Below are 16,355 nucleotides of genomic sequence, written 5' to 3' on the forward strand. Positions count from 1 at the left end.
ATAAATAGGTATTCGGCAGCCTTTAACTTCTTAATTAAAGTAATTCCATACAAGGACTTATTAATTAGGAATGCTCATGTCTATCGCTCAACCTTACCTTCTTTTTCTTGGGGATGTTACTGACCCATTAGCCGCAAAAACAGCCCGTGGTATTCACCAATGGCGACCAGAAATCTGTCTCGGCCAACTGCGTTTAACAGTAGAGACAGTTTCTCTTGGTTTGACGGATATGACCTTACAAGAGGCACAAACGCAGGGAGCGAAAACGCTAGTGATTGGTACAGCAAACCCTGGCGGTGTTATTCCTGATTCGTGGCAGCCAACCATATTGGCAGCAGCAGAAATGGGATTTGAGATTGCATCTGGAATGCACCAACGACTGAGTGAATTTTCACCGCTTGCTGACATGCAACAGCGAGGATTGACTAAGCTTCATGATGTACGCCATTTTGATGGTGACCTGAATGTTGGTAATGGCAAGTCTCGCCAAGGTAAGCGTCTTCTAACAGTAGGAACAGATTGCTCAGTAGGTAAAATGTTTTCGGCGTTGGCCATTGAAAAATCGCTTAAACAAGCGGGAACATCTGCTCAGTTCAAAGCGACAGGACAGACCGGTATCTTGATTGAAGGCAGCGGAATTTCGATTGATGCTGTGGTTGCGGATTTTATTTCCGGCGCGGTCGAAGCGATTAGCCCTGAATTTACCAATCACGATTGGGACATCATTGAAGGCCAAGGTTCATTGTTCAATCCGTCTTTTGCGGGCGTGAGTTTGGGTTTATTGCATGGTGCACAAGCCGATGCTTTGGTGTTGTGTCACGAAGTAGGGCGACCACATATTCGCAACCTTCCTCATGCGAAATTGCCAACGATTGAACAGACCATTGAAGCTAACTTGCAAGCTGCGCGACTTACGAACTCGGACGTACAACTGGTTGGCATCTGTTTAAATACATCAGCAATTAGCATTGAAGATGCTGAGGTATTGTGCCAAGAATGGGCCACACTTTATCAAGTACCAGTGACGGATCCAGTTCGTTTTGGTGTACAACATATTACTGATCATTTGCGACATTCACTTTAACGGTTTCATCATTTCTACGTTTCCATTTGTTAAAGCGAACATCAACCGAGTGAAATTATGAAGATTACAGCAGAACCCATTACTATCGCGATGCAAACGCCTTTCCGAATATCTCGAGGCAGCCGTACTGAGTGTCACGTTGTTCGTGTTTACATTGAACATGGCGGCAAACAAGCGCAAGGTGAGTGTACGCCTTACCCACGCTATGGCGAGTCATCGGAGTCTGTGCTGGCGCAAATTCAACAAGCTGCTAGCTCTCTTGAAATGGCCTTTGAGCGTGGCATGAGCGACCCTGAAGAATTACGAGATCATCTTCAGTCTTCATTGACCGGAGGCGCTGCGCGTAATGCTATCGATTGTGCGCTTTGGGATTATCAATCGCAGCAGAACGACCAGATCTTTCCGAATAGCTTGTTCGAGTTACCTAAGCAGATTGTTACCGCAATGACAGTCTCGATTGGCACACCAGAAGCGATGGCAACTCAAGCTCGAGATTATGTAGCGAACGGTGCGAAACTTCTAAAAGTTAAGCTTGATGGTGAGCAAGTAGTAGAGCGTGTACGCGCTGTCCGAGAAGCAGCACCAGAAGTTAAAATTTTACTGGATGCCAATGAAGCTTGGACAGGGTTGAACCTCGAAGAGTTGTTCAATCAGCTGACTGAGTTTGATATCGCGATGATCGAGCAACCTTTACCACAACAGCATGATGCCTCGCTGGCACACATCAAGCATCCTATCCCACTGTGTGCTGATGAAAGCTGCCATACCACTTCTCAACTGTCTTCGTTGTTGGGTAAGTATGAAATGGTCAACATCAAGCTTGATAAAACCGGTGGTTTGACAGAAGCATTAGCACTGGCCGAAGAAGCGCAAAGGCTTGGCTTTACTCTGATGTCTGGCTGTATGCTTGGCACTTCACTGGCAATGCGTGCAGCGCTGCCTATCGCGGTGCAATCGGAAATCGTCGACCTCGATGGCCCTGTATTACTTGGTCAAGACGTGTCGCCAGCACTGACTTATCAAGATGGGATGATCATTCTTTAACTCGTTGAGTCTCGACCACTAAATTGAAGTGATACTGATGAAATCGCATAGGTGAATGCCTATGCGATTTTTTGTATTGATAGAGTAATCACGTTTCTGTCGGCGAAGTCACTTTCTTCTCTCTCAAAACAGACAACCTAGGGTTTATAAAATAATTGTTATGGTGTTTTATGTGAAATGTTAATGATTACTCTTGTTTTCATAGTTTCACTAAAACTATTTGAAGTGGCTTTAAGTCGGGCTAACCACCTAACTGATTGAATCATTGACCTTTACTGTTGGTTTTTGATGAGAAGAAGGTGGGGCGAGTGAGTAGTCGTGTCTCAGAGGTGATAGACAACAAGGACCGTTTTGAACGTCCATTTCCGATCAAGATTCCGCGTCGTAAGTGGTTCGGCTGGAAAGGCATAGAGCTGCGTTTGGTGTTGGCGTTGGCCATGTTATCGATGACCACCATCTTCCTTTCGGTCGTCTCCAGTTTCACTTTTGATAACCTAAATCAACGCCTTGTTGAGCTAAAAGAGAGTGAAATCCCTGCTTTAGATAACGCTGCTCGCTTGAACGACATGGTGCGAGTGATTATCACCACCTCATCACAACTCAGTGACGCAGAATCCAATTTAGAGCGCAAACAGGCGATGCTTAAAATTGAAGAGGCTATATCAGTAATGAATAGCGTTATGGTTCAATTCCCTGATTATCACGCCTACTTTAAAGATCTTATCGCCCAAGTTAATAATAGTCTGAGCCTGTTGTATCAAAGTGAGATTGAGTCAGAACAACTCAATCAAGAACTTCGTAATTTGCTTGAAGGCTTTTATCCTCTATTGCAACAAGCCAGTGATTCACTCGATAGTTTACCTGAATCAGCCAAAGACCAGATCCAATACACGCAGTTAAAATCCCTGCTGTATTACCAATTAGGCTTGGTCGAAAAGCTGTATAACGACTCTAGCTTTAATGAGTTGGATTACACCAGCTTACGACTAGGGCAGGTTGGAGAAGAGTGGTGGCAGCTTTGGGTAAATGGTGATTTAAGAAGCAAATTTCCCCAATTAGATCACCAACTCACCGTAATTTACAACCTAGCCTCAAGTGATAGCAGCTTGTATGGGCTGAAAAACAAAGCGCTCGATCATCTTTACCAAGAGCAGTATTTCCTGCAAAACAGCCGTGAGCATTTGAATCAGTTAACAGTGCAAATCGAGCGTAACACCAGCCAAGTGAACCGCAATATTGATCAGTCGATTCAGCAGGCGCAACACTCTTTGCAATCGAACCAACGTTTGTCACTTTTTCTCTCTCTTTTTAGTGTGTTAGCTGCCGCAGCTATCTCATGGTTCTACGTGCGCAAGAGTATTTTAGAAAGGCTATTACAGCTGAAAGACAACATGTTCGCGATTTCGACTGGCCACTTAGATACCGAAGTCGCGATTCGTGGCAAAGATGAAGTGACGCAAATGGCGAAGTACCTAAAGGTATTTCAAACCACAGCCAAAGTCGTAAAGCAAACCAACCGCAAATTGGAGGCTGAGGTGGAAGAGCGTACCTTAGCCGAGGCCAAGCTGCGTGTTACTCAAGACGAGCTCATTCAAGCTGGAAAACTGGCCGCGTTGGGGCAGTTAAGTGTGGGTATTACTCACGAGATCAATCAACCATTAACGGCCGTGAACAGTCACGTTCGAAGTGCTCAATTATGGTTAGGTAAGCAAAGGCCAGACAGAGCAGAAGAGAACCTGAAAAAGATCGAGATCTTACTAGATAAAGTGGCTGCGATTACACGTCACTTGAAGGCATTCTCGTGCAAGAGTGACGGCAAAATTGATAACGTCGAGGTGGATACGGTTATTGGTGATGCGATCGACCTCTTTGAAACTCGGCAAAGTAGGGTGTTGATTCATTATACGCCACAAAGCGATCAAATGGTTCGAGCCAATAGCATTCGCTTGGAGCAGGTGTTGGTGAATTTGATCAGTAATGCGTTGGATGCCGTTGAACATAGAGCTCTGCCTCAGCTTAACATCTCCACTCAAGAGCACCTGAATACCATTCAGATATCAGTTAAAGACAATGGATTAGGGATACCTGAAGAAGATATTCCTTACCTGTTTGATCCGTTTTATACCCGCAAGACCACAGGCAAAGGACTCGGACTCGGTTTGTCTATTGCATACAACATAATTAAAGACTTTGGCGGCTCGATTCACGTCGAATCGGTTGAACACCAAGGCACCACTTTTATCGTCACTCTACCAAAAGGCACAGACTCATGACTTCAGAAAAACACATAGTTCTTATCGACGATGAAACCGACGTCGTTGAAGCCGTGAGTGAAATGTTGGAACTCGAGGGTTTTAGTGTCACGAGCTTTACTGACCCAAACCTTGGCCTAAAGTCCCTCAAAGCAAACAGTCAGTCGGTGGTGTTGTGTGATGTGCGGATGCCACAAGTGGACGGGCTTACGTTGTTGAGCTCAATCCAACATCGCGCAGCCAATATTCCGGTATTACTGATGAGCGGGCATGGTGATATTCCGATGGCAATCGAGGCGATGAAGTTGGGTGCGTTCGATTTTCTAGAAAAGCCTCTTAACGCCAGTGAGCTGGTGGAAAAGCTCGATTTGGCGTTGGCACAGTGTCAGCACAACAGCCCTGCAACGTTAGACGACGATCAGGATACAGAACTACCGATTGAATCTGTGGTTATCGGGCAATCCCAAGCGATGGACACCATACGTAAGCAAGTGCTTGCGCTCTCTTATACTGGCGTCGATACCATCATTAATGGTGAAACTGGAACTGGCAAAGAGGTGATTGCTCGCGCCTTGCATCAGTTTAGTCGTCGCAAGGCAAAGCCGTTTGTCGCAATAAACTGTGGTGGCATGACAGAGAGCATTATTGAGAGTGAGCTGTTTGGTCATGAAGCGGGCTCGTTTACCAGTGCCAATAAGAAACGCATCGGAAAAATAGAACAAGCCAATGGTGGCACTCTGTTTCTCGATGAAATTGAAAGTATGCCGATTGCAGTGCAGATTAAGTTGCTACGCGTGATTCAAGAACGAGTGATCGAGCGTGTGGGCGGTAATGAATTGATACCTGTCGATATTGTGGTGGTTGCCGCGAGTAAAGCAGATCTCGCAAGCCTCAGTGAATCCGGTCAATTCAGAGCCGATCTCTTCTATCGCCTCAACATTGCGAGCTTAAATCTTCCGGCGCTGCGCCAACGCAAGGAGGACATTCAGGTGTTGTTCCGTCATTTTGTGATTCAAGCGAGCCATAAATACAAGACACGCCCATCAACGATTTACCCTGAGCAGATACAGCAGTTGTGTCGACACGAATGGCCTGGGAACGTACGTGAATTACGCAATGTTGCCGATCGATTTGTGCTCGGTATTGTGGGAGATGGCTTTGATCTTCAATCGCCAATTTGTGAATCAACAGGAGAAGACTTCGCCTTTGAAAAGCAGATGGAGCAGTACGAGAGAAATGTACTGACCGAAGCGTTGATAGAGAGTGCTGGCAATATCAATGAGGTATCGAGCAAGCTGAATCTACCACGTAAAACGCTTTATCGAAAAATGAAGAAACATCAATTAGATAAAGAGAGCTTCAAGGCTTAACTCGCGAAGTTGGTTATCAAGTAGCAAATTAAAGCCAAAACCAGAAGAAAAAAGCACAAGACAACAATGACCCATTTATCATTTAGTTGAATGACTAACGGTTTCAAGTAATTGTAATAAAAGAGTTTTAATATTTGGCACAAAGCGTGCAATCCCTACATTGTGGCATCAGCCCACATGAGGTCATCTAACAGAAAGTAGAAATGACCGGATTCAGGAAATTGGAAAAATAATTGCTTGTTGCAAGGAGATATAAACATGAAGCAAATACTGAAAGGTTCGATTGCTCTGATAATTGGCGTTAGCTCAATGACAGCATGGGCAGCTACAGAGTCAGCAAACCTAGGACCTCGTCCCCTCTTTTTAGTCAACAATATGGATGAGAGCCCTTTGAAAACCAAGCTGCTGAGTTGTAGCGAAGGGCCTTTTCATCGTAGCGATTTTTCTATTGGGCACCGCGGAGCTGCAATGCAGTTTCCTGAGCACACTAAGGAATCTTACTTAGCGGCGATTCAGATGGGGGCGGGTGTCGTTGAGTGTGATGTCACTTTTACTAAAGATAAAGCGTTGGTATGCCGTCACTCGCAAAGTGATCTGCACACCACAACAGATGTCTTGGCACACCCTGATCTCGCTAAGAAATGTTCAGTTCCATTTAAACCAGCGAACCCAGCGACAGGTGAAGATGCTCAGGTTGAGTGTCGTACTTCTGATTTCACGTTGGCAGAGTTTAAGACGCTCAAAGGGAAAATGGATGGCGCGAATCCGAAAGCGACCACTGTCGAAGAGTACATGAATGGCACACCGGGTTGGAGAACTGACCTTTACAGCCAAACAGGGACACTGATGACGCACGCAGAAAGTGCAGCACTATTTAAAGAGCACGGCGTGAAGGTAACGCCTGAATTGAAATCAGCAGCGGTCGAAATGCCTTTCAATGGTTTCAGCCAAGAAATGTACGCGCAAAAGCTAGTGGATGAACTGAAAGAGGCAGGTTTTGAGCCTTCAGAGACTTACCTACAGTCATTCAACTTGGATGATGTGAAGTATTGGATCAAAGAAACACCGAAGTTCGGAAAACAAGCCGTTTATCTTGATGACCGTGTTTATGAGCAAGCGGACTTTGTTGCGTCTGTGGAGAACATGAAAGAGCTGCACGATGCGGGTGTGAATATCATCGCGCCACCTCTGTTTGCTTTGGTTGAGCTAGACAAGAATAACGAATTGGTTGCGTCAAACTACGCGAAGCTTGCTAAGGATGCAGATCTTGAGATTATCGCATGGACACTTGAGCGTTCAGGCCCACTCGCGCAAGGAGGCGGTTGGTACTACAAGAGTGTGAAAGATGGCATAAACAATGATGGCGATATGATGAAAATGCTCGATGTACTGGCACAAGATGTAGGTGTGATGGGCGTATTCAGTGACTGGCCTGCAACGGTAACTTACTACGCAAACTGCATGGACAGCGACGCCTAAGTTATCTGGATTATTGAAGAATAATAAGAGAAAAAGTAGTGAACCAAAGAGCCTCCGGGCTCTTTTTTTACCGTTAAAATTGATGGGACAGAAATGACCCAAATGTAATCTTTTGGGTTGGACATGAATGACTCAAAATAGATTGTTGAATTTGACTTCTTCATTAAGTTGTTGAATTTAAATAAATAAAAATATGGCATAAAGGCTGCAATAGTGAAGGCGACTTTCAACAATAAGTAAAAGTAAGGTTTGAATATGAAAATCAGTGTTAAAGGACTGTTAATCGCTAGCTCATTGCTACTTCCTTCAATGGCTATGGCAAGCGACTGCTCTAGCCGTGGTGTGTTAGACGATCGATACTGTGATGAAAACCAAGATTTGGTGGCAGATTCACCAAAAAATCCAGACGAGTGGAATGACCCAAGTACGCTTGTGTTCACCTACACACCAGTAGAAGACCCTGCGCTATACAAAGATGCGTTTGCCGACTTCCAAGCTCACCTAAGTAAAATCACAGGTAAGCGAGTGATTTACTACACGGTGCACTCGAACTCTGCACAAGTAGAAGCGATGCGTTCTGGTCGTTTGCACGTAGCTGGTTTCTCTACGGGCCCAACTGGCTACGCGGTTAACCTAGCGGGTTACGTTCCTATTGCTGTGAAGGGCGATGAGTCTGGCTTCCAAGGCTACAACCTGATCACCATTGTGCGCAAAGACAGCGGTATCAATACTATGGCTGATCTAAAAGGCAAAAAGGTTGCACACACTTCTGCATCATCAAACTCTGGCAACCTAGCTCCTCGTGCACTATTCCCTGCTAAAGGGTTAGTGCCAGATGAAGACTACAAAGTACTTTACTCGGGTAAGCATGACCAGTCGATTCTCGGTGTATTCAACGGAGACTATGATGCAGCACCTGTGGCATCTGATGTATACGATCGTATGGTGGCTGCTGGCCGTGTCGACGATTCTGAACTGAAGATCATCTACCGCAGCCCGCGTTTCCCAACGTCTGCTTTCGGTTACGCTTATAATTTAAAGCCAGAGCTAGTAGAGAAGATTAACGAAGCTTTCTTTAGCTACCGCTTTACTCCAGAGATGAGTGCATCATTCAAAGGTGCAGACCGTTTCTCGCCAATCAGCTACAAAGAAGAGTGGGACGTGATTCGTGACATTGCCCATGCGACAGGTACGGCTTATACCAAAGCAGGTCTGAAAAAACTGGCTGAAAAAGACGCCGCTAAACGCGCAAAGAAAAAAGCCGCTGAGCTAGCGAAACAAGCAAACAACGGTTAATTCTTCTCTCTGTTAAAAGATTAGGTTTTAGAAAGACTTAGTCCTTTAAAAACACTTACCTCAACTAAAAATCTATGCCCTCGCGGGTAGGGCATAGATCATTCTAAAATTCGCACAAGGAAATGCAGTATGGCCGTAGCAAGCTATGAAGGAATAAAGATAAACAACCTTTTCCACGAGTATGTGGCAGGCAAGCCAATCCTTAAAGGCATTAATATAGATATCGATGAGCCGGGTATTATCGCGATCATTGGTCCATCGGGTACTGGTAAAAGTACGCTTCTGCGTTGTATCAACCGACTTAACGATCCAAGCCAAGGCGAAATCATTTTTGATGGCGCAGACCTGACTCAACTAAAAGGCCAAGCACTTCGTAAACAGCGCCGTCATATCGGCATGGTATTTCAAGAGTACAACTTGGTAGAGCGTTTAACGGTTATCGAGAACGTGTTAAGTGGCCGTTTAGGCTATATGACCGCTTGGAGTGCGTGGCGCCGTAACTACTCTGCTGAGGACTTAGCGAAGGCTTTTGAGTTACTGGAGTTTGTTGGACTGCAAGACTTTGCAAATCAACGTGCAGACAGCTTGTCGGGCGGTCAAAGACAGCGTGTTGGCATTGCGCGCGCAGTTATGCAAGACCCTTATATTCTTCTTGCTGATGAACCTACTTCATCACTTGACCCGAAAACCGCGGTTGAGATCATGGAGTTGATGGAGACATTTGCAGAACAGAAAAACATTCCTGTATTGGTGAATATCCACGATGTGAACCTAGCTAAGCGTTATGCTAAACGTATCATTGGCATGTGTAATGGTAAGGTACATTATGACGGTAGCCCTGAAGGTATTTCTGAGGAAGATCTAAAAATTATCTATGGGGGTGAATCATGGCTGGATTAAACCCAAGTTCATCGCCAAGCGTACCGTCAAACCAGTCGCCAGCGAAGCACGAAAACCCGTTCAAGGTGTCATGGACGAACCGTGCGATTATCGCTGGCATTATTGCTTACCTGTTCTACAGCTTTTCGACATTAGGGCTAACGTTTGATCGTTTGATCATCGGCTTTGGTGAAAGTGAGCGATTACTATCTAGAATGTTTCCGCCTGATTTTTCGCGTACTAGTTTGCTGTTAAGTGGTTTAGCAGAGAGCTTACAGATCGCGATTATCTCAAGTTTCTTCGGCATCGTTATCTCGCTATTTTTAGGCTTGCTTGCTGCGAGAAACATGATGCCGTCAATTGTATCAACACCAATCCGTGGTTTTATTGCATTGTGCCGTTCTTTTCACCCAGTGATCATCGCCATCTTGTTTGTGAAAGCGGTGGGCTTTGGTGCTCTGGCTGGGATCTTGACCTTGGTGTTCGCATCGATTGGCTTTATCGCCAAGTTGTTTGCAGAAGCGATTGAAGAGATTTCTTTTAAACCGGTTGAAGCAATTAAAGCGACCGGCGCTAGCTTTATCAGTGTGATTCTGTATGCCGTGATGCCGCAGGTGTTTACTCGTTTTATTGGCTTCGCTAGCTACCAGTTGGACTCGAATTTACGTAACTCAACCATGGTGGGCATCGTAGGTGCGGGCGGCCTTGGCGGGACACTTTTCTCTGCCTTCCAACGTTTCGATTACGACTTCGTTGCCGCTATCTTGATCACCATTATCGCACTGATTCTGGTCGGTGAATTTCTTTCCAACATTGTTAGGAGAATCTTCTAATGACAACTGCATCTATCGATAGAGAGTGGCAGCGCTTTACACCCAACGAACGTGTGGCTCGATTTGCCGTTTACCTTAGTCTTGTGTGTGCCATCGTGTGGTCTTGGCAGACGGTGGAAGTGATTCCTGAGTTCCTTTATGACGCGCCCGCTCAATTTGCGGATATGTTCGAGCGAATGGTGCCAATGGACTACGGCTTCTACCCAGAATCGATCCACGCTGCAATGATTGAAACCTTACATATCGCGACGTTGGGCACACTGTTTACTTTGGTGTTTGCGATTCCTTTGGCGTTGTTGAATGCACCAAACATTACTCCAAATAAAGCGTTGAACTGGGTTGCTCAATTCTTCCTCGTGTCTTCACGTTCCGTGAATTCATTGGTATGGGCACTACTGTTTATCGCACTGTTTGGCCCCGGTGTTCTCGCAGGCATCATGGCAATTGCAATTCGCAGTATCGGCTTTGTAGGGAAGCTGTTAGCGGAAGCCATTGCCGAAGTGAACATGGGGCCTGTTGAAGCTTTACGCGCAACGGGCGCTTCGTGGATGAGTATTCTGCTGAAAGGGTATTGGCCACAAGTGATGCCTGCGTTCTACTCAATCGTGTTATTCCGTTGGGACATCAACGTGCGTGAGTCTGCGGTACTAGGTTTGGTGGGCGCTGGTGGTATTGGTGTGGTGCTAAACGATGCGCAGAACCTTTTCGAGTGGCAAAAAGTGTCGATGGTATTGGTGAGTATTTTTGCAGTGGTTATCGTTGCAGAAGCGGCGGTGATCCACATCCGTAACAAGCTTATTTAGACAGATGGTGCAATGCAGCGTGTTTTGTGTGATGCGTCAAAGTTAAGAGCTTATCTAGCATTTTGAAGCTCAAACGACCCTAGGTACTTCGGTCTACCTAGCGGTCGTTTTTTTATGTCTATTGAGTGACCTGAGACCTTGTTAGAAGGGCGTAACTCGTTTTTAAGGGGTTAGCTTTTTAACTGCCAGTAGCGCATCCACAAATTCTGCAAACCCATAGCCACCAGGCTGCGACATGACCTTGCTTGGATGATACTCTAGTTTATCCCAATAATGCTTAATGTTTGCCACGCCAACGGTAAGTGGAAGTGATTCGAACATCTGCTGATCATTCATTGAATCGCCGACATAGCAGGCTTGATTGTGGATTTGTTCGAGCGATAAGCCTTTATTAGTCAGAAACCGGTGCACTGCGTTTTTCTTTGAGTGCTCGCCATACCAAGCGTTGATATGAATCGAACTTGCCGTTGCGTACGCACCTAAAGCGTGTATTCTTTCGAGTACCGCTTGCACTATTTCAGGATCAACAGGCTTACGGTTTTGGCCGATATCAATTGCGACCTCGCACAAGCGGTAAGATTGATCCAGAGTTAGGGATAGGTCTGGGTAACTCAGCAAGATAGCTTCAACTTGTTGTTTGAGTTTGGCTTGATTCTGGCGTACTTGCTCTAGCGGCGTTTCAAATGAGAGCTGTAATGCATTATCTTGTTTCTCTAGTAAGAAAGCGCCGTTCTCTCCAAGTACTGCATCGACAGGCCAAAGCTGCGCAATATGATCACACCAACCTGCACAGGCGCCCGTCACCGCGACCACCTTAATTCCATTATCTCGTAGTTTTTGTAATGCAATTAGGGTTTCTGGAGGCAATGAGCCTTGCCAAGTAAGGGTGTCGTCAACGTCGGTTAATAGCCATTCGATACGTTTCCAGTCATTACTTAGTTGGTGTTCCATCCTCAAACTCACTTATTCGGGGTTATTGTGTTGCGTGGAGTGCTCAGTTCGTCGTTGCACGTCTTTCACTTAGTGTCGTCAATTAACGCTTAGCAGTGTTTAGAAAACACAATGCTTAGCAAAATCACCGGCTTCATTGGCTGTCCAGTCACCTTTCGGCTTTTCTTTCATATCGGCACACCAAGCTTCACTGCCCACTTCTGTACAAGCCATTAGTTGAGTTGCCAGAAATACAATTAGCGCGATTTTTTTCATAATAAACACTCCGTTGTGGTCTAAATTTCAGTTTATAACTGTATCAAATACTACAAGTGATTGTTATAGCTGCTAAGAACTTAACGGAATCAAAAATGATGTGGGTTTGCTCTAAGTTCGAGAGGAGCAAAGAGGGAATAATTATTTGGCTTTTAGATCGAAAAAGCCAGCAACGTGTGCTGGCTTTGCAATTCTTGATAAGCTTCTATTCGTTAGTAAGCTCGAGCTACTTGAGTAATTATACCAGTTTCATCTCTTGGATGATGTCCGAAGCAATCTCTGGCTTGGTGCTTGTTGGTTTCTCGTGTAGGTCGGCTTTCAATTGTCCCTTACGGTTACTTAGGCCTGCTTCAAGTTTCTTGAGTGCTGAAGCGATAGCTGGGTACATAACATCGTCTGTAGATTTTGCTGTTACTCGTACACCTTCGTAGTTGGTGAATACTTCAACCTGATGTTGACCATGTTCTTTTGTAATGATGATGTCGCAGCTAATCAGTGATGGAAAATGGTTAGATATCTTTTCGAATTTACCTTCGATGTCTTTACGTGAGTCGTCGTTAATTGATACGTGATGTGTTTGAACGTTTATTTTCATAAATCATACCTTTCCAATGACTGTGTCATTTAAACGTAGCAAACATCGGATAGATTAACCAATAGAGAAAGTACACATGTGTGATTGACTTCAGTGTTATCAAATAATCTCTCCTTCCTCCCTTGAAAGTCCGAATAACTGATCGCATATTATGTTTCGTGTTTTCGAGACATGTTCAAAAATACTCCATCCTTGATAATTTGCTCTAACGTAGCGCTCAATTCCAGTGAATCTCTCTTTATCGGTTTTATAATTCCGAACTTGTCACTTGGCTAACCTCTTTCGTTTTTGATAAATAAGTTACCGATAGACTTTAATTTATAGACACTCAGCAGCCCACTTCATATTGAGGTTTGTCTCTAAACTCAAATAGATCCTAGTAACACACTAACTACTGATGATTTCGTCACTCATTATCACAATTACTAATATAGGCTGCAGTGGTTAATTGAGGTATTTTTTAGTGCGGGGTACTCTAACGCCTTCGTTAAACTTGGATTCGTTACCATGAAAATGCCTGTTAAATTTTCTGCGATCGCGGCTTCACTTTCTTTTGCCTTTAATGCTTTCGCTGCACCTGTTGAGTTTCAGAAAATTCCGGAGATCATGCAGCAATTTGAAACTGCAGAACTTTACGTTAAGAAGTCGGTGACGTTAGGCCGTTTGCCTGCTGATTCTGAAATTGGCGATGATTTTCCTACCTACGTTTCAGATGGAAAGGGTGGTTACAGTTTAGAAACCAATAATGTAATGACAGACGATGTGGTTATTGCAAGCATGCCGAAAGCGATTGTTGATGATGTTTTCAACCAATGGTTGGTGCCCAAAGAGACGTGGATCAGTAGCTATGGCTCACTGCCAACGTCGACCACTGAGTTCAAGCCGTTTAAGCGTATTAAAACCATCAAAGCCATTAAGATTGATGCAGAAATGCTTGAGCTGTTAGGCAGTGAAGATGGCAATACAGCGATGATCAAAGTGAGCTGGGATGAGAAGGGAATGAAGGTCTATAAGGATGGCTACTTAGGGGATTATGAGTACGGGATTGCCCCTCATGAGATGCAAGAAAACTACGAGTTAGCACCTAAGTAGTTCGATTCAATTTAGAAAAGCGCCCTGTTTTTATGGGGCGCTTTTTTGTAGGTAAAGGGGTTGTTACTGAAGAATATTGAGTGACCAGTATTAGAGTTAAGACTCATTAAACTCATAAGAAGACGGCACCACAATCACGCCTTGTTTTGATATGTGGAAGCGCTTGGTATCCTCTAGGCTATCTACGCCAATTTGGGTTCCATCCGGCACCTTAACGTTCTTATCGATAATGCAGTTTTGAATGTGGCAGTTTCGTCCGATCTCGACGTCTTCAAACAGAATACTATCAATCACAATCGCGGCATTGCTGACTTTCACCTTAGGGAAAAAGATAGAGTTTTGCGCTGAACCACCTTCAATCACTACGCCATTCGCGATCATCGAGTTAATAAAGATCCCTTGGTTACCTTCGACCGAAGCAATGGTTCGTGCGGGCGGCAGTTGCGGCTCATAAGTACGAATTGCCCAATCCGGTTGGTACAAATCGATAGGTGAGGCTGGTTTCAACAGGTCCATATTCGATTGGTAGTAAGAGTCGATCGTACCTACATCTCTCCAGTAAGCGTCTTGGGTTACGCGTCCTTCTTCATCACCAAACTTATACGCATAAACACTGTTGTTACCGACTAACTTTGGAATGATGTCTTTACCAAAATCATGGCTTGAGTCTGGATCTTCTGCGTCTGCTAATAATGCCTGTGTCAGTACTTCCTTATCAAAGATGTAAATCCCCATTGAAGCCATGCTTCGGGTCGGTCTACCGGGTACACACGCGGGGTAACGTGGCTTCTCGGTAAAGTTATTGATTTGAAGAGATTCGTCTATCTCCATCACGCCAAACTCTTTGGCTTCATCAATCGACACTTCCATACAGGCTACCGTTAAGTCAGCTTCATTCTGCTTATGTTGCTTAAGCATTGGTGCGTAATCCATGCGATAGATATGGTCGCCAGATAACACCACTACATGCTTAGCTTCACTACGCGACAGCAAATACAAGTTTTGATAAATCGCATCGGCCGTACCGCTATACCAGCTGTCACCTGTTCGCATTTGCGGGGGAACATTGGTGATGTATTCGCCGAGCTCGGGGTTAAGCACAGACCAACCATCACGTAAGTGTTTTTGCAAAGAGTGAGACTTGTACTGAGTCAGCACCAGTATTTGGCGAAGCCCAGAATGCAAGCAGTTCGCTAGTGTGAAATCGATGATTCGATATTTGCCACCAAACGGGACCGCAGGTTTTGCGCGGTTATCGGTGAGGGGGGAAAGCCGAGAGCCAACACCGCCGGCCAGAACGATTGTTAGAGTGTCTTGCATAGTCAGAACCTCAATGTATTTATGATTATGAACATAGACTTGCAAGCACCACGCCAAATGTAACTCATTGAATATTAAACGAGGTGATAATGAACTCTGCGAGACTGCACCAAATTGATGCGTACGGGATGTTGGGTTGCTCTATTTTGATCCAAAGAGATTAGAGCAAAGTGAAAAGGCAGAGTTAACAAAATGATGCACGGAAAAGTTGCATTACAAAACTGTCAATAAAATGAAGAAATAAAGTGATCGGGTCGATATAAATTTACACAAATAATCATAACCTTTCACAAATTGATTTCCATCAATAAAGTAGGGTTATTGTATGTTACCTTGCACGCAAAATAAGAAATGATTATTCATTCACCAAGTAAAGAAAGCCCTACAAAGGAAATTATAATGAAAAAAACAGTATGTGGTATTGCGGTTATTGCGGCTCTTATCTCAACTAATGTTCTAGCTCATAAAGAGGGTGACTTCATCATCCGAGCTGGCGCAGCGATTGTATCTCCGAACGATAGCAGCGGTGACGTTTTAGGTAATTCATCGTTAGAATTCTCAGTAGACTCAAATACACAGCTAGGCTTAACGTTTGGTTATATGTTTACGGATAACATCAGCTTGGAAGTTCTAGCAGCAACTCCATTTTCTCACGGTATCTCTGTAAACGGTGTTGGTGAAGTCGCTGAAACTAAGCACCTCCCACCAACGTTTATGGTGCAGTACTACTTCGGTGAAGCGAATAGCGATTTCCGACCTTATGTAGGGGCTGGTATCAACTATACGGTATTCTTTGATGAGTCTCTAACGAGTACGGGTAAGAACGACGCTAACCTAACAGATGTGTCTTTAGATGATTCTTGGGGCTTGGCAGCAAATATTGGTATGGACTACATGATCAATGAAGACTGGTTTCTGAACGCATCGGTTTGGTATGCAGATATTGGAACGACGGCAAAATACTCTGATACAAATGGCAACAACTACTCAACAGACGTTGATATTGACCCATGGGTATTCATGATCGGTGGTGGTTACAACTTCTAATCTCCCTATTCAGTTTACTAAAGGCGCTCAAGCATCAGCCAGCTTGGGCGCTTTT

The 16,355-nt window shown here is 44.6% G+C and carries 15 protein-coding genes; 11 read left to right on the top strand and 4 right to left on the bottom strand.

Features of this window, described 5'->3' with window-relative positions; genetic code table 11:
* Positions 1-76 precede the first annotated feature (76 nt).
* From dgcN to phnE (ACED45_RS10390), 9 genes are all read left to right on the top strand, one after another.
* The gene (gene dgcN / locus ACED45_RS10350; protein ID WP_371713952.1) at positions 77-1,084 is read left to right on the top strand and encodes an N-acetyltransferase DgcN; all 1,008 of its coding nucleotides are present in this window, start codon (positions 77-79) and stop codon (positions 1,082-1,084) included.
* A 57-nt stretch (positions 1,085-1,141) separates the two neighbouring features.
* Positions 1,142-2,128 carry an N-acetyl-D-Glu racemase DgcA gene (gene dgcA / locus ACED45_RS10355; RefSeq protein WP_371713953.1) on the top strand — a complete coding sequence of 329 codons (987 nt, stop codon included), beginning with the start codon at positions 1,142-1,144 and terminating at the stop codon, positions 2,126-2,128.
* Positions 2,129-2,427: 299 nt separating this feature from the next.
* The gene (locus tag ACED45_RS10360; protein ID WP_371713966.1) at positions 2,428-4,401 is read left to right on the top strand and encodes an ATP-binding protein; all 1,974 of its coding nucleotides are present in this window, start codon (positions 2,428-2,430) and stop codon (positions 4,399-4,401) included.
* The gene (locus ACED45_RS10365) at positions 4,398-5,750 is read left to right on the top strand and encodes a sigma-54-dependent transcriptional regulator (RefSeq protein WP_285954712.1); all 1,353 of its coding nucleotides are present in this window, start codon (positions 4,398-4,400) and stop codon (positions 5,748-5,750) included. Before ACED45_RS10360 ends, ACED45_RS10365 begins: the two co-directional genes overlap by 4 nt.
* Positions 5,751-6,008: 258 nt before the next feature.
* Positions 6,009-7,229, top strand: coding sequence for a glycerophosphodiester phosphodiesterase family protein (locus tag ACED45_RS10370; RefSeq protein ID WP_215402906.1), 1,221 nt, complete (start codon positions 6,009-6,011; stop codon positions 7,227-7,229).
* A gap of 255 nt (positions 7,230-7,484) precedes the next feature.
* Positions 7,485-8,525, top strand: coding sequence for a phosphate/phosphite/phosphonate ABC transporter substrate-binding protein (gene phnD, locus ACED45_RS10375; protein ID WP_008216587.1), 1,041 nt, complete (start codon positions 7,485-7,487; stop codon positions 8,523-8,525).
* Between the two features lie 129 nt (positions 8,526-8,654).
* On the top strand, positions 8,655-9,425 hold the full coding sequence (gene phnC, locus ACED45_RS10380; protein WP_146490348.1) for a phosphonate ABC transporter ATP-binding protein: 771 nt from the start codon (positions 8,655-8,657) through the stop codon (positions 9,423-9,425).
* A complete protein-coding gene (gene phnE, locus ACED45_RS10385) occupies positions 9,413-10,237 on the top strand; it encodes a phosphonate ABC transporter, permease protein PhnE (protein WP_327784507.1) in 825 nt (274 codons plus the stop codon). The genes phnC and phnE (ACED45_RS10385) overlap by 13 nt, the downstream gene beginning before the upstream one ends.
* Complete coding sequence (gene phnE / locus ACED45_RS10390) at positions 10,237-11,040, top strand: phosphonate ABC transporter, permease protein PhnE (protein WP_371713954.1); 804 nt, start codon at positions 10,237-10,239, stop codon at positions 11,038-11,040. Before phnE (ACED45_RS10385) ends, phnE (ACED45_RS10390) begins: the two co-directional genes overlap by 1 nt.
* Positions 11,041-11,202: 162 nt before the next feature.
* Here phnE (ACED45_RS10390) and ACED45_RS10395 read toward each other — a convergent pair whose 3' ends face one another.
* From ACED45_RS10395 to hpf, 3 genes are all read right to left on the bottom strand, one after another.
* Positions 11,203-11,991, bottom strand: coding sequence for an HAD family hydrolase (locus ACED45_RS10395; RefSeq protein WP_146490351.1), 789 nt, complete (start codon positions 11,989-11,991; stop codon positions 11,203-11,205).
* 99 nt (positions 11,992-12,090) lie between these two features.
* On the bottom strand, positions 12,091-12,246 hold the full coding sequence (locus tag ACED45_RS10400) for a DUF3012 domain-containing protein (RefSeq protein WP_081090158.1): 156 nt from the start codon (positions 12,244-12,246) through the stop codon (positions 12,091-12,093).
* Between the two features lie 238 nt (positions 12,247-12,484).
* Complete coding sequence (gene hpf / locus ACED45_RS10405) at positions 12,485-12,841, bottom strand: ribosome hibernation-promoting factor, HPF/YfiA family (RefSeq protein WP_146490352.1); 357 nt, start codon at positions 12,839-12,841, stop codon at positions 12,485-12,487.
* A gap of 507 nt (positions 12,842-13,348) precedes the next feature.
* Here hpf and ACED45_RS10410 point away from each other — a divergent pair.
* Positions 13,349-13,933, top strand: coding sequence for a hypothetical protein (locus tag ACED45_RS10410; protein ID WP_371713955.1), 585 nt, complete (start codon positions 13,349-13,351; stop codon positions 13,931-13,933).
* Between the two features lie 96 nt (positions 13,934-14,029).
* Here ACED45_RS10410 and glgC read toward each other — a convergent pair whose 3' ends face one another.
* Positions 14,030-15,253 carry a glucose-1-phosphate adenylyltransferase gene (gene glgC / locus ACED45_RS10415; protein ID WP_371713956.1) on the bottom strand — a complete coding sequence of 408 codons (1,224 nt, stop codon included), beginning with the start codon at positions 15,251-15,253 and terminating at the stop codon, positions 14,030-14,032.
* A gap of 399 nt (positions 15,254-15,652) precedes the next feature.
* On the opposite strand from glgC, the gene ompW reads away from it, so the two are divergent.
* Complete coding sequence (gene ompW, locus ACED45_RS10420; RefSeq protein ID WP_371713957.1) at positions 15,653-16,300, top strand: outer membrane protein OmpW; 648 nt, start codon at positions 15,653-15,655, stop codon at positions 16,298-16,300.
* Positions 16,301-16,355: the final 55 nt, after the last annotated feature.

The sequence above is a fragment of the Vibrio crassostreae genome (genome assembly GCF_041439375.1).
Taxonomy (GTDB): Bacteria; Pseudomonadota; Gammaproteobacteria; order Enterobacterales; family Vibrionaceae; genus Vibrio; species Vibrio crassostreae_D.